Raw genomic sequence first — 23760 nt, forward strand, 5'->3', positions numbered from 1 at the left:
GCCGAGAATGGGAGGCGCTCGCAGTATAGGGCGGCCGCTGGGTACCGGCGGGTCGTGAAGCTGATGCGAATGGCCGTCCTGCTCGGTGCGGCGAAGAAGGCGTACGACGTGGCGAGCCGGCCCGAGAACCAGAAGCGCATCAAGGACGCCGTGGCCGGCCTGCAGGCGCGCCGGGCCCGGCGAGCGGGGAGTCGCGGCCGATGAGCCAGGTCAACTGGACGACCGATCCCGTCGAGCTGCCGGGCGTCGAGCCGGCTGACCCGCCGACCGAGCTGGTGCGTCACCGCCTGTGGCACGGCGGCTGCCCCGTGGACTTCGCGTGGGTGCGAGGCGCCGGCATCGACGTGGTGCTCGACGTGGCCGACGCGGACAGCTATCCACCGGCGCCCGAGATCGAGGGACTGATCTACCTCAAGTCGCCGCTGGTCGACCACGGCACGCTGCCCGACGAGGGGCTGACCCTCCGGCTGGCGCAGCTGGTCGCGGGGCTGGTCGACGACGGTCACCGGGCCCTGGTGCACTGCACGTTCGGGCGCAACCGCTCGGGACTCATGGCGACCTTGATCGTGCGAGAGCTGCTGGGGGTCAGCGGCACGGAGGCGCTCGCGCACGTGCGATCGCTGCGCGACGGCGCGGCGAACAACGAGGTGTTCAGCGACTGGCTGGAGACCCTGCCGCCGCCGAGCCCGCCGGGGAGAGGCGCGACGCCGGACCGCGTGACGCTCTAGACGGGCCGGCGCCAGCGGTCCAGCGCGGCCGGCAGCCAGTCCAGGTCGCGCCCGTGGTGGCGGCAGTCCCAGATGCGGAACGCCACGCCCCCGAGCTCCGCGATCCGGTCGAGCAGCTCGAGACCGGCCCAGCCGCTCACGTCGTGTCCGTAGGCACGGCAGAAGTCGGCGTACGTCGACCGGTCGATCTCACCGGCGCGGAACCGCCGCGCCACCGGCGCCAGGTCGAGCTCCCGCGGGCCGGTGACCGACCAGTCGAGGTCGATGAGCCGGGCACCCGACTCGTCGGCCATCGCGTTCTCCAGCGACACGTCGCCGTGCACCGCGCCCCAGCCGAGCTCCGACCAGGTCTCCGCGGCCGCTGCGACCAATCGATCGCGGGCGCCCAGCAGCACCGCGGCGTCGACGTCCGGCAGACCGCTGACCTGGGAGGCGATCCGGGTGAGCGGCTGCCAGACGGGCAGCGGGGCGGCGGCGTGCTCGGCGTGGAACCGCGCGAGCACCCGCCCGACGTCGGCCCATCCCGGAGCGCTGGTGGGAGTGAGCCACCTGCTCACGGTGACGACGCCGTGCTCGGTCTGCACCGGGTCGGTGACCGGCAGATGGGCCGTCGCCGACCCGGCAAGACCGGCGGCGACGCTGGCTACGTGCGCCAGGTCGGTGCCGGGCGGGTACACCTTGACGGCCCAGGGCCCGACCCGGAGCACCACGGTGGTGAGAGCACTGACCCGGACCACGTCGTGGTCGACCGCCAAAGCGGCCAGCACGTCGGCCGGCAAGGAGGGGAGTGCGGCGCGCCAGGCCGCCTCGGCCTGCGCCAGGCCCCAGCCGTGGGCCGGCAGTGGCAGCGGCTCGGCGATGACCGCTGGTGCGGGGTCCGCTGAGCGGACGGGCATCGACGTCATGGATCCTCGGGTCGGGAAGGTGGACTCCCGGCCAGCCCGCGGAGCGCTGCGAAATCATGCACCAACGGCGAGGACTTCACCGCCTTTCCGCAGGTGGGACCGACCTCTCGACGTGGGTCCTGGCCGACCTTGCGGAATCCCGCCACCCGGGCGGTCCGACGCCCCTAGGATCCTGGCCCATGCGCCGAACCTCCCGTGTCCTCGTCACCGCCTTCGCCGGCCTCGCCCTGACAGCACCTGCGGCTGCGGCCCACGCGGCCCAGGCGAACCCCTGGTCGGCGTACTTCCCGGCCAAGGGCGTCACGTGCACCATGACGAGCACGCACGGCGACGGCACGACCGAGACCAAGCGGGAGACCGTGCTGGTGAAGTCGGCCAAGAAGGTGGTGACCCGGGTCTCGGGCGGGGGCCGCTCGACCTCGATGCTCCTTCCGGGCGGGAAGCTGAGCTCGACTTTCGCGTTCACGGAACGTAGCTCCGACATCAGCATGCGCGTCGTCGTCGCCTCGACCTATCCGTCGCCCACCAAGCTGGAGCACCATCGACCCGGTAGCGGGAAGGTCACCATGACGGCGACGCTGCCTGCCAAGTACGCGAAGGTGGCGGTCAAGCACGGCAGGACCCTCACGATGACGGGCACCTACCGCATCACCGGCGTCGGCTCGCGGACCGTCACGCTCGGCGACCCGGCGGCCACCCGGGTCGACGCCATCGGCATCCGGACGAAGCTGCGGTCCTTCACGATGACGAACGCCACCTCGATCTTCGCCAAGGTCATCAGGGGTGAGATGCGAGGCCTCTTCGCGTCGCTCGGTGACACCGAGTGGGTCGCCCGCGGTCGTGGCACCGTCCAGGTCCAGTCGACCGAGGCCGACGGCACGCCGACGACCGCGACGCAGGTGGGCTGCAGCTGAGACTGCCTGACGTCAGACGATGACGCCGCCGGAGTCGCTGGCCGGGTGCCGGGCGAAGGTCCGCAGGCTCGGGTAGGTGTGCATCATGCAGACGACGTCGCCGGGCGCCTGACGGACGTCGCTCGGCTCGCCTTCCCAGTCGCCGCAGTGGCCGGTGAACATCGGGGCGTCCGGTACGCCGCCCGTCGGTCGGCGTCGGGCGAAGGTCGGGCGAGGGGGTTGACGTGACCGCGCTCACGTGACAACATCCTGTAATCCATTACTGTAAACGATTACAGACGGAGTCGATGTGCCCCACGACCGCCCCACCGTCGCCCAGGTCGCGCGCCATGCCGGCGTGTCGGTCGCTTCGGTCTCACGTGTCCTCAACGACCTGCCGGCGACCGAGCAGACCCGGGCCAAGGTGCTGGCAGCCGTCGATGAGCTGGGTTACCGGCCGAACGCGCACGCGCGCTCGCTGAAGGTGCGCCGCTCCCAGCAGCTCGCCTTCGCCGTCGCCGACGTCGGCAACCCTGTCTACGTCGAGATGATGCGCGCGGTCGAGGACGAGGCTCGTGCCCGCGGCTACCGGCTCCTCGTGTCGTCGACGGCGCACCCGGACGACATGCTGGGCCTGCTCGACAGCCTCGAGCACGGCTACGCCGACGGCCTGGTCATCAGCCCGGTCCGGGTGAACGCCGAGCTGGTCGACGCGTTGCGACGGGTGAGCTACCCGGTCGTCGTGGTCGGCTCCGTCCCCGACGACCTGGACGTCGACAACGTCCGGACGAACTCGGCGGCCGGCGTACGGCTCGCTCTCGAGCACCTGGCCGGGCAGGGGTGTCGCAGGGTCGGGTTCGTGAACGGTCCGCGGGACACCGTTCCGGGTGCCACTCGCGCCGAGGCGTTCGAGGAGCTCGCCGGGTCGCTCGGTCTCGACCTCGACCCCGACCTCCGCGTCGAGGCCGAGGACTTCACGCTCGCCCAGGGCCGCAAGGCCGCGAGCACGCTGTTGGACCGCACGGTCCCCGACGCCGTCCTGGGCGCGAACGACCTCCTTGCCATCGCCACCATGCACCTGCTCACCGAGCGCGGGCTGCGCGTCCCCCAGGACGTCGCCGTGGTCGGCATGGACGACACCGAGCTCGCCGACGTCACCTCTCCATCACTGACCAGCGTCGATCTGGCCGCCCACGACCGTGGCGGCGCCGCCGCACGCCTGCTGCTCGACCGGCTCGAGGGCCCCGAGCGTCCGGCCCAGCGCGTGACGATCCAGCCGCGCCTCAGCGTGCGGGGCTCGTCCGACCTCGGAGGTGGCCGCCGATGAAGACCGGCAACGTCGCCACGATCGCGCCGACGCCGGACAACCCGACCACCTCCCGCTCGCGTCGCTCGCACCGCCCCGGGAGAAGTGGGCGCGACGCCTGGTTCCTGCTGCTGCCCGCGCTCCTCCCCATCCTCGTCTTCAACGTCTACCCCTTGCTGCGCGGCATCTACCTGGGCTTCACCGACGCCCGCGCCGGCCTCAACCAGGACATCCACTTCACGGGACTGGAGAACTACTCCGACCTGCTCAGCAACGACCTCTTCTGGAGCTCGTTCCGGATCGGCCTGATCTGGGCGTTCGGCGTCACGTTCCTCCAGTTCGTCGCCGCGCTCGGGCTCGCACTCCTGCTCAACGAGAACCTGCGTCTGCGCTGGCTCGCCCGGACCCTCTCGCTGGTGCCGTGGGCGATGCCGCCGGTGGTGGTCGCGATCGTCTGGCGCCTCGTCTACGACCCGAACTCAGGGCCGATCAGCGGCCTGTCCCAGACGCTCGGGTTCGGTCAGCTCAACCTGCTCGGCGACTTCAGCACGGCGCTGCCGGCCGTGATCGTCGTCGGCGTCTGGGTGGGCATGCCGCAGACCACCATCACGCTGCTCGCCGGTCTACAGGGCGTCGACGGCACCCTGCACGAGGCGGCCGCCGTCGACGGCGCCGGTTCGTGGCGTCGCTTCCTCCACATCACGCTGCCCGAGCTGCGCACCGTCATCGTCGCGATCACGTCGCTGAACTTCATCTGGAACATGAACTCGTTCGACCTGATCTATGTCCTGACCAACGGCGGGCCGGGTGGTCGCACGATGCTGCCGACGCTCTTCGCCTACAACGAGGGCTTCCGCTACGGCCACTTCGGCGTCGCCGCGGCCATGGGCAACGTCCTGGTCGTCATCATCTGCGGGATCCTGCTGTTCTATCTGCGCTCCCGGCTGAAGGGAGCGGACAAGTGAGCCTGCAACGTCCCAGCACCGCCGTCCGGACCGGGCAGTACGTCGCCCTCCTCGGCTACGTCGTGTTCCTCGGCTTCCCGCTCATCTGGCTGCTGTCCACCGCGCTGAAGAGCACCAAGGAGATCGCCCTCGGCTCGATCAGGCTCATCCCCGACGCGCCGACCCTCGACAACTTCTCCGCTGCCGTGGCCAAGGCGAACCTGTGGCAGGCCGGCTTCAACAGCCTCGTCGTGGCGGTGGCGACCACGGTGCTGACCGTCGTCATCGCCCTGCCGGCGGCGTACGGCCTGGCTCGCTATCGCACGATCCTGCGGCCGATCACGCTCGGCTGGGTCCTGGTCAGCCAGATGTTCCCGACCATCCTCGTGATCATCCCGCTGTTCATGATCCTGAAGACCCTGCACCTGCTCGACCAGCTGCCCGGCCTCGTCGTGGTCTACGTCGTCTACGTGCTGCCGTTCTGCCTCTGGATGCTCTTCGGCTTCGTGCAGACGGTGCCGCCCGACATCGAGGAGGCGGCCGCGATCGACGGGGCCGGCCGGATCCGCACCCTGGTCAGCATCGTCCTGCCGCTGCTGCGTCCGGGCATCGTGGCGACGGCGCTGTTCGCGTTCATCTCCTCCTGGAACGAGTTCATGTTCGCCCTGGTCCTCATCCAGACGCCGGACAAGGTGACCCTGCCACTCACGCTGTCGCGGTTCGTCGGAGCGGAGGGCCAGGTGCAGCTCGGCCCGCTCGCCGCCGCCGCCCTGCTCGCCACGATCCCGAGCCTCGTCTTCTTCGCCCTCATCCAGCGTCGCCTCTCCGGCGGCCTCCTCTCCGGTGCCGTCAAGGGCTGACCGGTCTCACGAAAAGGAATCCCTCGCATGAAGATCACGCGCATCGCCGCCGTCACCGCGAGCGTCGCCGTCGCCCTGGCACTGACGGGCTGCGGCGCCGGATCCGACGACAGCGGGGACAAGGGTGGCAAGGTCACCCTCAAGTTCCAGAGCCTCGCCTTCCAGGACACGACCGTGAAGGCCACCAAGGACATCGTCGCGGCCTGGAACCAGGCCCACCCGGACGTCCACGTGGACTACGTCCAGGGCAGCTGGGACTCGGTCCAGGACCAGCTGACCACGCAGTTCCAGGGCGGCACCGCGCCCGACATCATCCAGTACGAGTCGGCCGGGATCACCGGCTTCGCCCAGCAGGGCTACCTGGCCGACCTCGGCGACAAGCTCGGCGACGTCAAGTCCGACGTCCCGGACCCGATCTGGAAGACCGTCACCGTCGACGACAAGATCGTCGCCGCTCCGACCCTGCTCCAGAGCTACATCGTCTTCGCCAACACCGACCTCCTGAAGAAGGCCGGCGTCACCGTGCCGACCGGTGACACCTGGTCGTGGGACGACCTGCGCGCCGCGGCCAAGGCGGCCACCAAGGACGGCACCTACGGCCTCGGGTTCGGCCTGTCCCAGCCCACCGCGTCGATGCTCAGCTTCGGCCTCAACTTCGGCGGCACCTACTTCACCGGCAGCGGCGACGACGCCGACGTGAAGGTCGGCGACGCCGAGCTCGCCGTCCCCGAGCGCATCCACCAGATGGCCTACGACGACAAGTCGCTCGACCCCGTCACCCTCACCCAGTCGGGCTCCGACGTGATGACGGCGTTCCTCAAGGGCAAGTACGCGCTCACGGTCCAGGGCAGCTACGCCGCCCAGACCCTCGCCGAGAGCGCCCCGGCCGACTTCCACTGGGCCGCGCTCCCGGTCCTCGCCGGCGACTCCGCCGACCAGTCCGCGAACCCGCAGACCATGTCGGTGGCCGCCGAGAGCAAGCACGTCGACGACGCGGCCGACTTCATCGACTTCTACATGAAGGCCGAGAACCTCGCCAAGGTCGCCGAGGGCGACTGGCTGATCCCGGCCTCCACGTCCGCCGCCGAGCAGGTCAAGACCGACACGAAGGACGCCAACGGCTGGCCGACCATCCTCGCCAGCCTCGACCACCTGGTCGCGGCGCCGTTCCAGAGCGTGACGAACTACCCGCAGTGGAAGGACCAGATCGCCACCCCGGCCTTCCAGAAGTACCTCGGCAACGACATCAGCGCCGACGAGCTCGCCAAGGAGCTCGAGGACGGCTGGAAGTCGGTCAACGGCGGCTGACCCGTCGTCGTACGCGACGCACGGCCGGCCGCGCGGACGGCACCCGTCCCAGCACTCGGCAAGACCTGAGCACGACCCTCAGCAAGACAAGGAGAGCAGCGTGGAGCTGCGCGACAAGGCCATCGGGACCCTGGTCGGATCGGCCGTCGGTGACGCCCTCGGGGGCGCCACCGAGGGCTGGACGCCCGAGCAGATCCGGGAGCGGTACGACGGCTACGTGACCGGCATCGTGCCGCCGTTCAACGCGGACTGGCGCCACGCGCGTCCGATCGCGCCGTACCACAAGGGCGACGGGCACATCACCGACGACACCCTCATGACGCACGCGCTGGTCGACGTCTATGCCAAGCACCGTGACCACCTCGATGCCTACGCGGTCGCCGACCACCTCGTCCCGCTGCTGATCGGCGAGCGTCGCTGGGTGCCGGAGCTGGAGGCTGAGGCGCTGCTGCTGCAGCGCATCTTCCTCGCCGAGAAGTGGCTGGTCGCGCGCCTGCACTACGGGCACGTCGACCCGCGTGAGGCCGGTGTGGGCAACATCGTGAACTGCGGTGCGGCGATGTACATGGCGCCCGTCGGGGTCGTGAACGCCGGCGACCCGGTAGCCGCGTACGCCGAGGGGATCGAGGTCGCCTCGGCCCACCAGTCCAGCTACGGCAAGGAGGCGGCCGGGGTGTTCGCGGCGGCTGTCGCTGCCGCCTTCGTGCCGGGGGCGACACCGGCGTCGGTCGTCGAGGCCGCGCTCGGCGTCGCCCGGGACGGCACCCGCGCGGCCGTCGCCGCGGTCGCCGACGCCGCCGCCGGGGTGACCGACTGGCGGGCGGCCATCCCGGTCCTCCGCGAGGCGATCACGCCGTTCGACACCGTCGGCGAGGAGTACCGGCAACCGGCGATGGACGCCCGTCGTCCGAGCCGCACCAAGGCGATCGAGGAGCTGCCCGTCGCCCTCGGCTTCGTGCTGGCGACCGGCGGCGCCTACGAGGAGGCCGTGCTCGGGGCGGTGAACTACGGTCGCGACGCGGACTCGATCGCCAGCATGGCCGGCGCGATCTGCGGTGCGCTCGGTGGCGCTCGGGTCGTGCCGGACACCTGGGCGGAGCCGATCGCCGAGGCGAGCCGGACGCCACTGGTGCCTGCGGGGGAGACCATCGCCGAGGTGGCCGTCGAGGTCTTCGCGCTCGACAGCGAGCGGGCCCGCCAGCGCGAGCAGCGTCGGGCGGACCTGCTCGGCGGGGCGGTCCGATGAGCCGGTTGAGCTGGGTGCAGTCGCCCGACCTGCTCAGCCACGAGCTCGTCGCGAGCGCGCACGAGGGCAAGCCGACCGAGGACGTCCGAGCCCGCTGGGAGGCGGCCGGCGGCCTGCTCGAGGCGCCCGTCAGCGGGCTCGCCCAGGAGGGTGACGAGGAGCTGCGCCGGCTCGCCGAGGAGCTCCTCGACGAGCTGGAGAGCCGCCCGGTCGGCGCGGAGATCGCCGCCGCCGAGCCGGACGACCTCGCCGCCATCGAGGTGGTGGCACCGGGGCTGCCCGCCTCCCGGGGCGGCCGGGACCCGGAGGACCTGGCCGACCGGGTGCTCGGTGCCTGGACCGGGCGCGCCGCCGGCTGCCTGCTGGGCAAGCCGGTCGAGAAGATCCCGCGGGAGGGGATCGAGGAGATCCTGCGGAGCCAGGACCGCTGGCCGCTCGACGGCTGGTTCACCGAGGTCGGCCTCACCGACGACATCGCCCTCCGGTGGCCGTGGAACCGGCGCAGCCGGCCGACCAGCCTGGCCGAGAACATCGACGGCATGCCGGAGGACGACGACCTCAACTTCCCGATGCTGGGGCTCGCCCTCCTCGAGCAGCACGGCCGCGACTTCACCACCGAGGACGTCGCCGACCTCTGGCTGGCCAACCTCCCGGGAGGTCGGGTCTTCACCGCCGAGCGGGTCGCCTACCGCAACCTGCTGCTCGGCGACTCCGCTCCCCGCACCGCGACGCGGCGCAACCCCTACCGCGAGTGGATCGGCGCGCTCATCCGGGCCGACGTCTACGGCTGGGCCTGCCCCGGCGACCCGGTGGCCGCGGCCCGGCTCGCCTGGACCGACGCCCGGCTCAGCCATGTCCGCAACGGCGTCTACGGCGCCATGTCCGCCGCCGCGATGTGCGCCCAGGCGCTCGTCGCCGGCGATGTCGAGGAGGTGCTCGGGGCCGGGCTCGCGGTGGTGCCGCCCGAGAGCAGGTACGCCGAGGCGCTGGCCTTCGGAGCCGAGGTCGGCCGGTCGGGCGACGCGCTCGAGGTCGCCCTCGACCGGCTCCACGAGCGCTACGGGGACCTGCACTGGGTCCACGTCCTCAACAACGCCGCCATCACGGCGTACGCCCTGACCAGCAGCGAGGGCGACTTCTCCTCCGCCATCTGCGCCGCCGTCATGGGCGGCTGGGACACCGACTCGGTCGGCGCGACCGTCGGCTCGATCGCCGGAGCGCTCGCCGGAGCCCGGGCGCTCCCGAAGCGCTGGGTCGCGCCGATGCGCAACCGGGTCGCGAGCAGCATGCCCGGCTTCGACGGCATCGGCTTCGACGAGCTCACCCGGCGGACGCTGGCGGTGATCGGCCGATGACGGAGGGCACCGGCGACGCCGTCGAGGTCGTCGTGCTCGGCAGCGCCAACCTGGACGTCTTCGCCGCCGTCCCGGTGATCCCGCCGGCCGGCCAGACCGTGCTCGCCGACGGCCCCGAGCAGCGACCGGGCGGCAAGGGGCTCAACCAGGCCGTCGCCTCGGCGCGGGCCGGTGCGGCCACCCGGCTGCTCGCCGCGGTCGGCCACGACGACGCCGCCGCGATCCTGCTCGCCGCCGCCGCCGACGCGGGCGTCGACACGGCGCTGGTGCGGCGGGTGGACACCACCAGCGGCACCGCCTGGATCACGGTCCAGCCCGACGGTGAGAACGCCATCGTCGTGCTCGGCGCCGCCAACCGGACCCTCACCTCGATCGAGCCCGCCGAGCGGGACGCGATCGCCGCGTCGCGAGTGCTCGTCACCCAGCTCGAGACGCCGCTGAGCGCCGTCCGCGAGGCCGCCGCCGTCGCCCGCGCGGCCGGCACCACGGTGCTGCTCAACGCCTCACCGCTGACCTCGCTCGACGCCGACGACCGGGAGGCCGTCCTCGGTCTGGCGGACATCCTCGTCGTCAACCAGCACGAGGCGGCCCAGCTCGCCGGAGCCGGCGGCGACCGCGCCGGCACTACCGAGATCGCCCGGGCCCTCGCGTCGTCGGTGCCCACCGTCGTCGTCACCCTCGGCGGTGACGGAGCCCTGCTGGCCGACCGGACCGGGTTGCGGCAGGTGCCCGGGGTCCCCGCCGAGGTCGTCGACACCACCGGCGCCGGCGACACCTTCGCCGGCGTCCTGGCCGCCGCGCTCGCGGCCGGCGACGACATCGACGCCGCCGCCCAGAGCGCGGTGATCGCCGGTGCGCTCGCGGTCGAGCGCTCGGGCGCCGTCACCTCCATCCCCAGCCGCGACCAGATCGAGCGGCGCCGCGCGCAGCTCGCCGAAGGAGCCGCCCGATGATCCCCGCCGACCCGAGCCGGGACCCCTTCGCACCGCGACCGATCGACCTGCCGGCGCAGGTGCCCCTCGAGCCCGACGCGGACCTGTCGGTCCTCGACGAGGCGAAGATCCTCGCCGCGCCCGCAGACCCGGCGGACCGCGACGCCTGGCGGGCCGCGCTGCACCGGTGGCGGGCCGAGGCGCGCGCCCGGACGGCGTACGACGACGCCTCCTACCGCGACGCCACGACCGGGTGGGCCACCACGGCGTGGAACGTGGCGATGGTGTGGATCTGGGACGAGGTCGTCCGCGACTGGAACGCCGAGCGCTTCGACGCCGACCGGCTGCTGGCGGCGTACGACGGCTTCGGCGGCCTCGACGCGGTGGTGCTCTGGCACGCCTACCCGGTCATCGGCGTCGACCCCCGCAACCAGTTCGACTGGTACGACGTCCCGGGTATCGAGGACCTCGTGCGCGACCTGCACGCCCGCGGCGTCCGGGTCTTCCTCGACTACAACCCCTGGGACGTCGGCACCCGACGGACCGAGCACAGCGACGCCGCCCGCGTCGTCGAGGTCGTCACCCGGCTCGGCGCCGACGGCGTCTTCCTCGACACCCTCAAGGAGGGTGACCCCGAGCTCCTCGGCGCCCTCGGCGGCCTCGAGCCGCGTCCGGTGCTGGAGGGCGAGTCGCGGGTCCCGCTCGTCCGGATCGCCGACCACCAGGCGTCCTGGGCGCAGTGGTTCGCCGACAGCCCGACCCCCGGCGTGCTGCGGGCCCGCTGGTTCGAGCAGCGTCACATGATGCACCACACCCGCCGCTGGAACCGCGACCACTCCGAGGAGCTGCGCAGCGCCTGGGTCAACGGCGCCGGCGTGCTGCTCTGGGACGTCGTCTTCGGCGTCCGGGTGGACTGGACCGAGCGCGACCGCGCCACCCTGCGCGCGATGCGGGCGACCTACCGCGAGCACGAGGCGGTCTTCACGGACGGCGATTGGGAGCCGCTCACCCCGCTCGCCGCAGAGGCGACGAGCGCGGGCATCGCCGGCTCGCGGTGGAGCCTCGACGGGCGCGAGGTGCTCACGCTCGTCAACCCGACCGAGCAGGACTACGGCGGCCCACTGCTCCCGGGCGTGGACGCCGAGGTCGCCGCCGGTGGCCTCGTGGGCGTGCTGCGCGGGAGCGACGGGGCCGTCACCGTGCTGCCGATCTCGGCCCCCGCCGGCGAGGCAGGACCGCCTCCCGTGCCGGCGCGGCAGCCGGTCGCGCCGGCGTACGGAATCCCCGCCGCGGAGGCCGTGCGGCCGACCCCGGGGGAGCGGACGCTCATGACCCGGTGGCGCCAGCGCGAGACCGGGCTCTACGAGGCCGCGCCCTACGTCGACGACTGGAAGCCGCTCCCTCCGCGCCTGCACCAGCTGCGCGAGGAGGAGCGGGCCGTCCGCATCCGACCCGTCGCCGTCGACCGCTCGCCGGTCACCAACGGCGACTTCGCGGCCTTCGTGGGGGCCACCGGCTACCGGCCGGCGACCACCTCGCGCCTGCTCACGCACTGGTCGGACGGCCGGCCGGTCCCGGGCACCGAGTCCGAGGCGGTCCGCCACGTCGACCTCGCCGACGCCCGCGCGTACGCCGCCTGGCGCGGCGCCCGCCTCCCCACCGAGGACGAGTGGCAGGCCGCTGCCGGCGAGGCCGGATGGACCCGCGGCGACCCGCTGGTGTGGGAGTGGACCGAGAGCGAGCACCGCGACGGCCGCACCCGCTGGGTCGTCCTCAAGGGCGGCTCGTGGTTCGCCGCCGAGGGGTCCGAGTGGTACGTCGACGGCGGGCCGCAGCCGCCGGAGTGGTCGGTGCGCTACCTGCTGACCCAGGCCGGCACCTCCCGCTCGGAATGCATCGGCTTCCGGTGCGCGGTCGACCTCCCCGAGGTCACGCCCATGAGCGCGCCCATGAGCGCGCCCACGACGGCGCCGTCGACCGCGTCGTCGACCGGGACGGCCGGGACGGCGGCCGACGTGGTCGCCGTGGCCCCGTCCGGAGCGCTCGGCGAGACGATCACCTACCGGCTGCACCGGACCTCCGGCCCCGACGGCCCGCGCGCGACCCTCTACCTGCTGCACGGCCGCGGCGCCGACCTCCACGAGCCGACACCACTGCTCGAGGCGATCGACACGCTGGTCGAGGCCGGTGCCGTGCCGCCGCTGCTGGTGGTCGTCCCCGACGCACCCTGGTCCGATCGCGCGAGCTTCTACGTCGACTCGGCGTTCAGCGGCACCCCCGTGGGCCGGCCGGTCGAGACGGCGCTCACCCGCGATCTGGTCGAGCACGTGGACGCGACGTACGCGGCCCTCGCCGACCGCGACCACCGGTTCGTCGGCGGCTATTCCATGGGCGGCGCCGGCGCGGTGCGCTACGTGCTGGGCCGGCCGGACCTCTTCTCCGGCTGCGTCGCGCTCAGCCCCGCCGTCTTCGACCCGCTCCCGTGGAAGGAAAGCTCGACGCGTGAGTTCGGCGCGTTCGGCCGGGGTGTGGAGGCGTTCGTGCCCGAGGTCTACGAGGCGCTCGGCTACGCGCGCCAGCTGGCCGCCTTCGACGCGGCCCGGCCGGTCCGGCTCTTCGTCGCCGCCGGTGACCGCGAGGACCTCGCGCTCGAGGCGGCGCGGCTGCACGACCGGGCCCGCCGGGTCGACGGCATCGAGTCGCAGCTGCGCATCCTCGGCGGCGACCACGACCTCGACCTGTGGACCCGAGCCCTCCTCGAGGGGATGGCCTTCGTGGCAGGGGCGGGCCGATGACCGGGCCGATGAGCGGGCCGATGAGCGGGCCGACGACCGGCCCGCTGGCCGGACTGCGGGTCGTCGACGCGGCCACGCTGTTCGCCGGTCCGCTCGCCGCCACCTACCTCGGCGACTTCGGAGCCGACGTGGTGAAGGTCGAGCACCCCCGCCGACCCGACGCGGCCCGGACCCACGGGCAGGCCAAGGACGGCGTCGGGCTCTGGTGGAAGACGCTCGGCCGCAACAAGCGGACCGTCACGATCGACCTCAAGCACCCCGACGGCGCGGCCACCATGCGCCGTCTCCTCGCCGACACCGACGTGCTCGTGGAGAACTTCCGGCCGGGCACGCTCGAACGCTGGGGCCTCGGCCCGGAGGTGCTGCTCGAGGAGAACCCGCGGCTCGTCATCGCCCGGGTGACCGCCTTCGGCCAGGACGGCCCCTACGCCGGCCGACCCGGCTTCGGGTCGCTGGCCGAAGCGATGAGCGGCTTCGCCGCGGTGACGGGTGAGCCCGACGGGCCGCCGACGCTGCCGCCCTTCGGACTGGCCGACGGGATCGCGGGCCTCGCGACGGCGTACGCCGTCATGGCCGCGCTCCGGCACCGCGACGCCACCGGCCGCGGCCAGGTCGTCGACCTGGCCATCATCGAGCCGATCCTGATGATGCTCGGCGCGCCGCTGACCTGGTACGACCAGCTCGGCTACGTCCAGCCGCGCACCGGGAACCGCTCGGTCAACAACGCGCCGCGCAACGTCTACCGCACGAAGGACGACGGGTGGGTGGCGGTCTCGACCAGCTCGCAAAGCATCGCCGAGCGCGTCCTGCGCCTGGTCGGTCGCGGCGACCTGGTCGAGCAGCCCTGGTTCGGTACGGGACGCGAGCGCGCCGAGCACGCCGACGAGCTGGACGCCGCCGTCGGCGGCTGGATCGCGGAGCGGAGCCAGGACGAGGTGGTCACGGCGTTCGAGGCCGCGGAGGCCGCGGTCAGTGCGGTGTACGACGTGCGCGGGGTCCTCTCCGACCCGCAGTACCAGGCCCGCGGCACCGCGGTGACCGTCCCGGACGACGAGCTCGGCCCGATGGTGATGCAGAACGTCCTGTTCCGCCTGTCGGAGACGCCTGGGGAGATCCGCTGGACGGGACGTCGCCCCGGCGCGGACACCGACGATGTGCTGGCCGAGCTCGGCATCACCGCCGAGGAGATCGCTCGGCTCCGGGAGGAGGGGGCGGTGTGATCGTCGCGCTGTATGTCCCGGGCTCCCGCCCGGACCGCTTCGACAAGGCGGCCGCGACCGGTGCGACGGTGATCCTCGACCTCGAGGACTCCGTCGCTGCCGACGACAAGGCCCAGGCTCGCGAGCACGTCGCCGCGTGGCTGCGCGACGCCGGCCGAGGAGTCCCCGTACAGGTGCGGGTCAATGCCCCCCGCACTCCGGAGCTGGCCGCCGACCTGGCGGCGCTCCCGCCTGGTGTCGAGCTGCGGATCCCGAAGGTCGAGGACCCCGAGGACCTCGTCGCGTTCGGTGGGCGCCCGGTGCACGTGCTGGTCGAGACCGCGCGCGGTGTCGAGCGGCTGCTCGCCATCGCCACCGCCGAGGGCGTCCGTTCGATCGGCCTCGGTGAGGCCGACCTGGCCGCCGAGCTCGGTCTCGAGGGAGAGGACGCCCTCGGCTGGATCCGCTCCCGGACCGTGGTCGCCGCCAAGGCGGCGCAGCTGCCGCCGCCCATGATGGCCGCGTACCCCGCGATCGCCGACCTCGACGGGCTCGCCGAGTCGTGTGCGAGCGGGCGCCGCCTGGGGATGCGTGGTCGCACCGCGATCCACCCGCGCCAGCTGCCGGTGATCCGGTCGACGTTCGCGCCCCGCGACGACGAGCTGGCCTGGGCCGAGGAGGTGCTCGCCGTGCTGGGGGAGAGCGGCGTCGGCGTCCTCGCCGACGGATCGATGGTCGACGCCGCGATGGCACGCCGCGCCCGCGCGATCCTCGGGCGGTGACGTCGGGGCCATCTCGCGGAGTCCCGCCACTCGGCCCGGCCGCGGGTCTCGTTCTCGAGCGACCCGCGGAAGGGGAAGTCGTCGGTCAGCAGGGTGTCGACGGCCGCGTTGTCCCACCTGTTCCACAGGTCGGCGTAGAAGGCAGCCACCAGGTCGGCTGTCGTCATGGCCGGCTAGCGGCATGCCGCACGACCCCTGCTCGGGTTCACCCTGCTCACCAGCCCCACTAGGGGCCGCTTGTCGTCCACAGGCGCGCCTTCGATCTGCGTTGTCCACAGACCTACGAGCTGTGTGCTCCGGGGGTCCGGGACTGTCGGTGGTGGGCGGGATCATCGGCGGTATCGGATCTTCTCTCGGGAGTGCTGATGAGTGCAGCGGACATGGAGCCACCACGCCGGCCGGGACTTGCGCGTGCGCATCAGGTGCATCGGTTCCTGGGCCGGTTGCATGAGGTGCTGGACACGGTGGACTCCGACCGGGTGTGGTCGTTGTCGGCGGTGGAGTTGGGTGAGTGTCTGCGGGAGGCGTACGCCGCCCAGGCCCGGCTGTCCGAGCTGACCCTGGCCCTGCTCGCGCAGGCCGGGTCGTCGGGTCTGGCCGCCCACGACGGAGCCGTGTCCCTACCCGCGTGGTTGCGGGAGCAGGTGCGTCTCGCTCCGGGGGTGGCGAAGCGGGAGGTCACGCTCGCCGGCGGCCTGGCCGAGCGGCGGCTGGTCCGCGAGGGCCTGGCCGCGGGCGCGTTCCCGCCCGCGTCGGCAGCGGTGGTCGTCTCCGCATTGGATGCCCTCCCGCCCGAGGTGGACGCGGAGGTGGTGGTGCGCGCGGAGCAGCACCTGGTCGGGGAGGCGCATGCTCACGACACTGGTGTGCTGCGTCGGGTCGCTGACCATCTCGACGAGGTGCTCGACCCCGACGGCGCCGACCGCCGGTTGGCGGTCCAGCTGGCCAGGGCTGAAGCCCGGGCGGCGCGGCGGGCGTTCTGCCGGCTGCGGCACGACGAGACCACGCAGACCACCGACGGGATGTTTCGGGTCCCGCTGGTGCAGGGGGTGCGGTTGCAGCGGATGTTGGAGGCACTGCTCAACCCCGGCCGACCCGACCCGATCGACCCGATCGACCCCGGCACCGGTCTCAGGCTCAGTGGTGAGGAGCTGCGGGGGCGGGCGCTGGCCGAGCTGGTCGACCGGATCCCGAAGGGCACGCTGCCCCGGACGGGTGGGTGTGACCCGGTCGTGGTGGTGACCATGGACTTGGCGACCCTGCTCGGCGGGCTCCAGGCCGCCCACTTGGATACCGGGGACGCGGTCAGTCCCGGCACGGCCCGCCGCCTCGCCGCCCGCTGCGGGATCATCCCCGCGGTCCTGGGTTCGAGCAGCGAGGTCCTCGACCTGGGCCGTAGAGCCAGGTTCTTCACCGTCAAGCAGCGTCTGGCGATGACCGTGCAGCAGGGTGGGGTGTGTGCGGTCGAGGGCTGCGGACGCCCCGCCGCCTCGGCGGACGCCCACCACCTCCACCAGTGGCGGCACGGCGGGCGGACCGACCTCAAGGACGGCGTGCTGGTCTGCCGGCCCCACCACACCTACGCCGACCACCCCGACTACCGGGTCGAACGCCTACGCCCCGGCCACATCCGCCTCCACCGACGCCAATAGGCAGTCGTGCATGCCGCCGAGCCGGCCGGTTCTGCGTCGCGAGCCGACGCTCGAGGCAACGCCTTTCGGCCGCCTCCTTGACGGAAAAATCCGCCCTCTCTTCCATGAACTCGGAAGTGCGACCCGGCCATCGCGGCGATCCTCCCCGCTGCCCGGCGCAGGTTCTCGGACGGAAGGAAAGGCGTGACCATGCGACGAGCACGGTGGGCGGCAGCGGTCTCCGCAGCTGCGATCCTGGCGGCGGGCCTCGTGCCCATGACCGAAGGGGATGCCGACGAGGCGACCCCACGGACCGCCACGACGGCGACGTACAGCAATCCGGTGACGGCGGGCGTGGTCGACACGTTCCCGGACCCGTCGATGATCCGCGGCAAGGACGGTGCGTGGTACGCCTACGGCACCACCAACCCGATCCTCAACAGCTCCGGCGAGACGGGCGAGCACCTCCTGCCGATACTGCGCTCCGCGGACATGGTGCACTGGTCCTACGTGGGTGACGCCGTGTCCGCCGACGCGATCCCGGCGTCGTGGACTCCCTCGTCCCGCGCGTGGGCGCCGGACATCCGGTACGTCGACGGCGAGTACCACCTCACCTACTCACTCTCGACCGGCGGCGTGGTGCTGGCCACCGCCCCCACGCCGACCGGGCCCTGGACCGACCACGGCCTGATCGTCCCGCGCCAGGCGGTGGCGGGCTGCCCGACCGGCAACATCGACCAGGCGATGTTCACCGACTCCGACGGTGCGCACTACCTGTACTGGGGGAGCTACGACGTCATCTGCGTCTCGCGGATGACCGCCGACGCCACCGCCCTGACCGGCCCCGTGACCCAGGTCGCCCAGGGACGGCGCATGGAGGGCGGGTTCGTGGTCAAGCGGAACGGCCTCTACTACCTCATGTACTCCGACGCCGGCTGCTGCGACGGCGCGTTCAGCGGTTACACGGTCAAGGTCGGCCGCAGCCACAGCCCCTTCGGACCGTTCGTCGACGACGCGGGCGTCGACCTGATGAGCCTGTCGAGCAAGGGCGGCTTCGTCCTCGCGCCGAACGGGAACGGGTTCACCGGCCTGGGGCACAACGCGGTCCAGACGGACCTCTCCGGCCAGGACTGGCTCGTCTACCACGGGATCGACGACGCCGACCCCGACTTCCCGCCCGTCCAGACGCGGGCAGGTCGGCTGCAGCTGTCCAAGCGCCCGATGATGATCGACCGGCTCGACTGGATCGACGGTTGGCCAGTGGTCAACGCCGGCGCCGGCGCGACCGTCTCGGGTGGAACGGCTCCGGTGACCACCGGCCCGGTGGACGACGACTTCGCCGCCGGTCTCGGGTCCTGGACGACCCACGGCCGGGTGGCGCTGGGGAACGAGACCGACGCCAAGGCGTTCGCGCACCTGAGCGACGGGGCGACGCTCACCAGCCACGACCGGGTCACCGGCGACCTTCGTGCCCAGGCGGACGTGCGGGTCACGAGCGGTGGTGGCGCTGTCGGACTCCGGGCCGGCGTCCGCGGGATCAACGGGGCCGTCGCGTGGCTGGACACCACGTCGCACGAGCTGCGCGTCGAGGTGAGGCACGGCTCGACGACGGCCGACTCCTCGTCACCACTGCCGGCTGACTTCGACGCCCGGACCTGGAAGGTCCTCGCCCTCGACTGGCGGGGCGACCAGGTGGCGGCCACCGTGTCGAGCGACAACCTGATCGACCCGCTCGCCACGACGACGGTGACCGCACCGAGGAACGCCGCCCCCGACGGCACGGTCGGCGTGGTCGCCCGCGGTGGCGGCGACGCCGACAACGTCAGCGAGGTGCCGGCGTCCCGGCCCGTGACGCAGCGGGTCGCCGACCCGCAGCCGGGCGCGCTGCTCGACGACTACTCCGACGAGTTCGACGGGACGGGCATGCCGGGCACCGGCGACGCCGGGGACACCGCAGGCACAGGGTGGTCGTGGGTACGCCGGCCGGCGAGCGGCCCCCGCCTCGAGGGCGGTGGGCTGACGTGGCCGACCCAGGCCGCCGAGCTGTTCGGCAGCAACAACACCGCCTCCGTGCTGCTGCGGGAAGCCCCCCGCAACGACTTCCTCGTCGAGACCAAGCTGACCTTCGACGGCAGCAGGGCCTCGCAGCAGGCGGGCCTGGTCCTCTACGAGAACGACGACCGGTACCTCAAGCTCGCCCACTCCGTCCTGCCGCTGAACCGGAAGGCCGGTCAGTTCCTGCACCAGACGGAGTTCGGCAAGGAGGCCGAGCGGCCGACCACGACGCCGCCGACAGCTGTCGCGGACGGCCCGATGTTCGGCGCCGCCCCGGCCGCGACCACGTGGCTGCGGCTCTACGCCCAGCTCGACGAGGAGCACGACGAGTACGACGTCCGGATGGCGTCCAGCACCGACGGCGAGCGCTGGCAGTGGGGCGGCACGTGGTCCCTGTCGATGCGTGGCGACCTGCGGATCGGCCTCGTCTCGATGAACGCCACCGGGGCCACCGCCCGGTTCGACTACCTGCGGACCTACGACATGGGCGGGGAGTCGGCTCGGTTCCCCCGCAGCTGGCCGGCCGCGACGCCGTACGGAACGGCCGACGGTCGTGACGAGCTGGCGATGACGCCCGAGAACTCGCAGGTCCTCGACCTGCAGCTGCGTCCTCAGGACGAGGCGCTCGGACGGGTGTGGATGCGCGACACCTACGTCAACCGCTTCGAGGTCGCGGGGAAGTCCCTCTACGTCGCCACGGGCACGACCCGCGTCCCGGGGCTCGACGCGGCGGCTCCGTGGAACGACGGCATCTACGTGTGGACCGCGCCGTCGCTGAACGGCCCCTGGACGCTGACCGACACGACGGGCATCCGGCCCGGCCAGCCGCGCGGCAAGGTGTGGTCGCCGGAGTTCGTCGGCGAGAACACGGCGACACGCACGGTGGTGGCTCCCTGGCAGGAGTACTGGTACGACAGCCAGTTCGGCAAGCGCGGTGAGGTCTGGGCGCCGGAGGTCCACTACTTCGGCGGCAAGTGGTACATCGTGGCCTGCATGGGGGACCACTCCCGGAAGGTCGGCTCCTTCATGCTGGTCAGCGACGGCGGGGTCGAGGGCCCCTACCGGCTCATCAAGGGCAACGAGGACAAGCCGTTCGGCGAGCCGATCGCCGGCGGGCCGGCAGTCGTCGCGCCCGGCGCCTACTTCCACATCGACGGCGGCCTCTACACCGAGGGCGACGACGCGTGGCTGGTGCTGCACAACAACCTGTTCGCGAAGTTCCGGGACGACATGGAGGACCTCGAGACGCCCGTCGACCTGCCGGCGTTCACGCAGCGGAAGTACTCGCCCGAGCCCTACCTCGAGGGCGCCTCCGTGACGAAGGTCGGCAGCAAGTACTACCTGATGCAGTCGGCGTGGGCGAACAAGACCGGCACCCAGGCGCAGCCGACGTGGTCCTACCTCGCCGGCACCGGGCCCAAGGACCAGTACGACGCGGTCGTCGCGGTCGCCGACCGGCTCGAGGGCCCGTACTCCGCGCGATGGACCCTCGGCGTCGGAGCCGGCCACAACAACATGTTCGTCGACGACAACGGCGATCTCTGGGCGACGTTCTTCCGCAACCCCGCGCACGGCTACTGGGCGTCGCCCGAGCGGGTCGACGACACGGCGGTCCCGGGGATCGTCCGGCTCGAACGGGCCGGGCCGAGCGGAGCGATGCTCTACGTCCAGCGGCCCGCGTCGGCCGGCGCCGGCGGATGAGCGGGGGCAGCTGAGCGCGCGAAGGGTCGCACGAAGGGGGACACCGTCCGGTGTCCCCCTTCGTGCTTCCGTGGTGGAGAGCCGTTTCTGTCGCCTCTGAGACGGAAAACACAATCTTTTCTGTCGGAGCGTTGCCGGAATAATCTGCCCTTCTTACGCTCCTCGGGTGTCCACGACGACCCACACCCCGCTCGGGGCTCGCACCCTGCACGAGCAGCGCGTCCTTGCGGCGCTCCGCGCCGGTGGAGCGATGAGCCGAGGGGAGCTCGCCCGCAGGGTCGGGCTGTCCCGCACCACGCTGTCGGAGATCACGACGAGCCTCCTGGAGCGACGTGCGATCGTCGTGGCCGACACCGACGCCGCCACGCGGGTGGGCTCGGGCCGCCCGGCCGAGCGACTGACGCTCGACCCGGCGTCGGGCCAGTTCCTCGGGGTCGACTTCGGCCACCGGCGCGTGCACGTCGCCGTGGCCGACGCCTCCCACGAGATCATCGCCGCGGGCGTCGAGCGCTACACCGCGACCACCCCGTGGACGGAGCGGCTCGACCTCGCGTTCGCCCTCATCGACCGCGTGTGCGGGACGTCCGGGGCCCACTTCGGTGCGCTGCAGGGGATCGGGATCGGCGTACCCGGCCCCTACTCCGGTGTCCGCGCCGGCGCCGCGCAGGTCCCGTGGACGCGTCACCCGGCCGCCGCGGGTGTCGACGAGGCGTTCGCCGAGCGGTTCGGTGCGCCCGTCGTCGTCGACAACAACATGAGGCTCGCCGCGCTCGCCGAGGCGATCTCGGGCCCGGGCAACCCGGACAACCTGATCTACGTCCGCCTCGCCGACGGGGTGGGCGGTGGCCTGGTCGTCGCCGGCCGGCTCGTGACCGGCTCGGGCGGGTTCGCCGGCGAGCTGGGGCACGTGACCGTCGACCCCTCCGGCCGGACCTGCCAGTGCGGCAAGCGTGGGTGCCTCGAGACGATCGCCTCCGTGCCGGCCGTCCTGCAGGCATGCCGGGACGCCGGATCCTCCCTGGAGACGCTCGAGGACCTCGCCATGGCGGTCGAGCGACGCGACCCCGCGGTGGACGTCGTCCTCCGTGACGTCGGGACGACGCTCGGGCGGGTGCTGGGCGCCGCGGCGATGGCGCTGGATCCCGACGAGGTCGTCATCGGGGGCGAGCTGGTGCACGTCGCCCCGGTGATCGTCGAGCAGGCGGCCGCGACCCTCCGCTACGAGCTCTACCCCCTCCCGGCGTCGGCGCCCCTCGCGGTGCGAGCAGGCGTGCTGAGGGACGGCGACGGAGCGATCGGCGCCATCGCCGCGCTCTTCCACCAGTCACCGCTCCTCGCCGAGTACCCGACGCCCACGGGCGCCGGCGAGCAGGACTTCTGAAGTGAAGGAGAACGACGTGACAGCACCTCTCACCAACGAGGTCGACACCGGTCCCGAAGCGGCCGGCGCCGCGACCCCGGGCGACGTGCCCGGCGCCTCCGCGGGATCCACGGTGGCTCCGGCGACCACCACGTCCCCCCGGGGCGCGAACGCCCGTCGGGGTGGCCGCTCCGACCGACGCTCCCGCAACCGGACCCGGGTCCTGAACCTCGTCGCGATCGCCGGTGGGGTCGGCATCTGGTGGGCGCTGGCGGCCGCGGGCTTCGAGTTCCCCACACCGCCGGCGGTCGTGCGGAAGGCCGGTGAGCTGTGGTCCGACGGCATCCTGCAGGACGACATCCTGGCGAGCCTCACCCGGGTGCTGATCGGCTTCCTGCTGGGTTCGGCGGTAGCGATCCCGGTCGGGTTCCTCATGGGTTGGTACGCCGTGGCGCGCGGCCTCCTCGAGCCGTGGATCCAGTTCTTCCGGACGATCCCGCCCCTCGCCCTCCTCCCGCTCGTCCTGGTCATGCTCGGCATCGGGGAGGTGCCGAAGATCTTCGTGATCTTCCTCGCCGCGTTCCTCGCCTGTGTGATCTCGACCTACCAGGGCGTGGTCACCGTCGACCGGACGCTGATCAACGCCGCCCGGGTGCTCGGCGCCAAGGACGGCACGATCTTCCTCCGGGTCGTGGTGCCCGCCTCCACACCGTTCATCCTCGTCGGCATGCGCACGGGCCTCGGCTCGGCGTGGGCGACCCTCGTCGCCGCCGAGCTGCTGGCCGCGCAGGCCGGACTCGGCTACCGCATGCAGCAGGCCCAGCTCTACTACGACCTGCCGACGATCTTCGTCGGCATCGCCACCATCGGCATCCTCGGTCTCGTCATGGATCGGATGCTGCTGATGGCCGAGACCAGGCTCACCAGATGGCAGGAGCGCCGATGACCACGACGGCAACCAGCAAGATCTCCGTGCAGGCGGTGCACAAGGTCTTCCCGCTCAAGAACGACGACTTCGTCGCCCTCGACCGGGTCTCCCTCGACATCGCCGACAACGAGTTCGTGACCGTCGTCGGCCCGTCCGGCTGCGGCAAGTCCACGCTGATGAACATCCTGGCCGGCCTGGAGACCCCGACAGATGGGGTCGCGCTGGTCGACGGCATCCGCGTGGACGGCCCGGGCCCGGAGCGCGGCGTCATCTTCCAGCAGTACGCGCTCTTCCCCTGGCTGACGGTGCGCAAGAACATCGAGTTCGGTCTCAAGCTCGCCGGCCTCGGCCGGGAGGAGCGGCGGGAGCGCGCCGAGTACTTCATCCGGATCGTCGGGCTCGAGCAGTTCGCCGACGCGCTGCCCAAGATGCTCTCGGGCGGGATGAAGCAGCGCTGCGCGATCGCCCGGGCGTACGCCGTCAACCCCTCGATCCTGCTCATGGACGAGCCCTTCGGGGCGCTCGACGCGCTCACCCGGGTGACGCTGCAGGAGCAGCTGCTGGAGACCTGGAGCCGCGAGAAGCGCACGGTCATGTTCATCACGCACGACGTCGACGAGGCCGTGTTCCTCGCCAACCGCGTCGTCGTGATGGCCGCCCGACCGGGCCGCGTCTACGACGTCATCGACGTCGACCTGCCCTATCCGCGCACCGAGGAGGTGCGCCTGAGCCCGGAGTTCGGCGAGCTGCGCAATCGCGTGTGGCACGCCGTCTACCACCAGACCGCCGGCACCCACGCCGGGCCGCCGTCGCACTGACGGCCACGACCACA

The 23760-nt window shown here is 72.4% G+C and carries 20 protein-coding genes; 18 read left to right on the forward strand and 2 right to left on the reverse strand.

The window, feature by feature from the left end; translation table 11 throughout:
- The first annotated feature begins 54 nt into the window (after positions 1 to 54).
- Complete coding sequence (locus BM236_RS19000) at positions 55 to 204, forward strand: hypothetical protein (RefSeq protein ID WP_175507663.1); 150 nt, start codon at positions 55 to 57, stop codon at positions 202 to 204.
- Complete coding sequence (locus BM236_RS11915; RefSeq protein WP_091124024.1) at positions 201 to 728, forward strand: protein-tyrosine phosphatase family protein; 528 nt, start codon at positions 201 to 203, stop codon at positions 726 to 728. Before BM236_RS19000 ends, BM236_RS11915 begins: the two co-directional genes overlap by 4 nt.
- On the opposite strand, the gene BM236_RS11920 is transcribed toward BM236_RS11915, so the two are convergent.
- Complete coding sequence (locus BM236_RS11920) at positions 725 to 1633, reverse strand: aminoglycoside phosphotransferase/kinase family protein (protein WP_091124025.1); 909 nt, start codon at positions 1631 to 1633, stop codon at positions 725 to 727. The genes BM236_RS11915 and BM236_RS11920 overlap by 4 nt on opposite strands.
- A gap of 179 nt (positions 1634 to 1812) precedes the next feature.
- Here BM236_RS11920 and BM236_RS11925 point away from each other — a divergent pair, with 179 nt between their 5' ends.
- Positions 1813 to 2547 (forward strand): hypothetical protein, encoded by a 735-nt coding sequence (locus BM236_RS11925; RefSeq protein WP_091124028.1) that lies wholly within the window; start codon positions 1813 to 1815, stop codon positions 2545 to 2547.
- A 12-nt stretch (positions 2548 to 2559) separates the two neighbouring features.
- On the opposite strand, the gene BM236_RS19005 is transcribed toward BM236_RS11925, so the two are convergent.
- A complete protein-coding gene (locus BM236_RS19005) occupies positions 2560 to 2709 on the reverse strand; it encodes a hypothetical protein (RefSeq protein ID WP_175507664.1) in 150 nt (49 codons plus the stop codon).
- 127 nt (positions 2710 to 2836) lie between these two features.
- Between BM236_RS19005 and BM236_RS11930 the strand changes: the two genes are divergently transcribed.
- The 15 genes from BM236_RS11930 to BM236_RS12000 all read left to right on the forward strand — a co-directional run bounded on the left by BM236_RS11930 (position 2837) and on the right by BM236_RS12000 (position 23746).
- Positions 2837 to 3853: a LacI family DNA-binding transcriptional regulator gene (locus BM236_RS11930; RefSeq protein WP_091124029.1), complete on the forward strand. Its 1017-nt coding sequence runs from the start codon at positions 2837 to 2839 to the stop codon at positions 3851 to 3853.
- Complete coding sequence (locus BM236_RS11935; protein ID WP_091124032.1) at positions 3850 to 4797, forward strand: carbohydrate ABC transporter permease; 948 nt, start codon at positions 3850 to 3852, stop codon at positions 4795 to 4797. Before BM236_RS11930 ends, BM236_RS11935 begins: the two co-directional genes overlap by 4 nt.
- Positions 4794 to 5636: a carbohydrate ABC transporter permease gene (locus tag BM236_RS11940; protein WP_091124035.1), complete on the forward strand. Its 843-nt coding sequence runs from the start codon at positions 4794 to 4796 to the stop codon at positions 5634 to 5636. The genes BM236_RS11935 and BM236_RS11940 overlap by 4 nt, the downstream gene beginning before the upstream one ends.
- A gap of 27 nt (positions 5637 to 5663) precedes the next feature.
- Positions 5664 to 6944 (forward strand): ABC transporter substrate-binding protein, encoded by a 1281-nt coding sequence (locus BM236_RS11945; protein ID WP_091124036.1) that lies wholly within the window; start codon positions 5664 to 5666, stop codon positions 6942 to 6944.
- 100 nt (positions 6945 to 7044) lie between these two features.
- Positions 7045 to 8190, forward strand: a complete 1146-nt coding sequence (locus tag BM236_RS11950) for an ADP-ribosylglycohydrolase family protein (protein WP_091124039.1) — start codon at positions 7045 to 7047, stop codon at positions 8188 to 8190.
- Positions 8187 to 9545 carry an ADP-ribosylglycohydrolase family protein gene (locus BM236_RS11955; protein WP_091124040.1) on the forward strand — a complete coding sequence of 453 codons (1359 nt, stop codon included), beginning with the start codon at positions 8187 to 8189 and terminating at the stop codon, positions 9543 to 9545. The genes BM236_RS11950 and BM236_RS11955 overlap by 4 nt, the downstream gene beginning before the upstream one ends.
- Positions 9542 to 10498: a PfkB family carbohydrate kinase gene (locus BM236_RS11960; RefSeq protein ID WP_091124043.1), complete on the forward strand. Its 957-nt coding sequence runs from the start codon at positions 9542 to 9544 to the stop codon at positions 10496 to 10498. The genes BM236_RS11955 and BM236_RS11960 overlap by 4 nt, the downstream gene beginning before the upstream one ends.
- Positions 10495 to 13272 (forward strand): SUMF1/EgtB/PvdO family nonheme iron enzyme, encoded by a 2778-nt coding sequence (locus BM236_RS11965; protein ID WP_091124047.1) that lies wholly within the window; start codon positions 10495 to 10497, stop codon positions 13270 to 13272. Before BM236_RS11960 ends, BM236_RS11965 begins: the two co-directional genes overlap by 4 nt.
- A gap of 20 nt (positions 13273 to 13292) precedes the next feature.
- Positions 13293 to 14492 carry a CaiB/BaiF CoA transferase family protein gene (locus tag BM236_RS11970; RefSeq protein WP_091124271.1) on the forward strand — a complete coding sequence of 400 codons (1200 nt, stop codon included), beginning with the start codon at positions 13293 to 13295 and terminating at the stop codon, positions 14490 to 14492.
- Positions 14489 to 15253 carry an HpcH/HpaI aldolase/citrate lyase family protein gene (locus BM236_RS11975; protein ID WP_091124049.1) on the forward strand — a complete coding sequence of 255 codons (765 nt, stop codon included), beginning with the start codon at positions 14489 to 14491 and terminating at the stop codon, positions 15251 to 15253. Before BM236_RS11970 ends, BM236_RS11975 begins: the two co-directional genes overlap by 4 nt.
- A gap of 452 nt (positions 15254 to 15705) precedes the next feature.
- The gene (locus tag BM236_RS11980) at positions 15706 to 16905 is read left to right on the forward strand and encodes an HNH endonuclease signature motif containing protein (RefSeq protein ID WP_175507665.1); all 1200 of its coding nucleotides are present in this window, start codon (positions 15706 to 15708) and stop codon (positions 16903 to 16905) included.
- 189 nt (positions 16906 to 17094) lie between these two features.
- The gene (locus BM236_RS11985; protein ID WP_217645313.1) at positions 17095 to 20640 is read left to right on the forward strand and encodes a family 43 glycosylhydrolase; all 3546 of its coding nucleotides are present in this window, start codon (positions 17095 to 17097) and stop codon (positions 20638 to 20640) included.
- A 166-nt stretch (positions 20641 to 20806) separates the two neighbouring features.
- Positions 20807 to 22021 carry an ROK family transcriptional regulator gene (locus BM236_RS11990; RefSeq protein ID WP_245750296.1) on the forward strand — a complete coding sequence of 405 codons (1215 nt, stop codon included), beginning with the start codon at positions 20807 to 20809 and terminating at the stop codon, positions 22019 to 22021.
- Positions 22022 to 22037: 16 nt separating this feature from the next.
- A complete protein-coding gene (locus BM236_RS11995) occupies positions 22038 to 22946 on the forward strand; it encodes an ABC transporter permease (protein WP_245750297.1) in 909 nt (302 codons plus the stop codon).
- Positions 22943 to 23746 (forward strand): ABC transporter ATP-binding protein, encoded by an 804-nt coding sequence (locus BM236_RS12000; RefSeq protein ID WP_091124053.1) that lies wholly within the window; start codon positions 22943 to 22945, stop codon positions 23744 to 23746. Before BM236_RS11995 ends, BM236_RS12000 begins: the two co-directional genes overlap by 4 nt.
- The last annotated feature ends 14 nt before the right edge of the window (positions 23747 to 23760 follow it).

It is taken from the genome of Nocardioides terrae (assembly GCF_900112345.1).
GTDB lineage: Bacteria > Actinomycetota > Actinomycetes > Propionibacteriales > Nocardioidaceae > Nocardioides > Nocardioides terrae.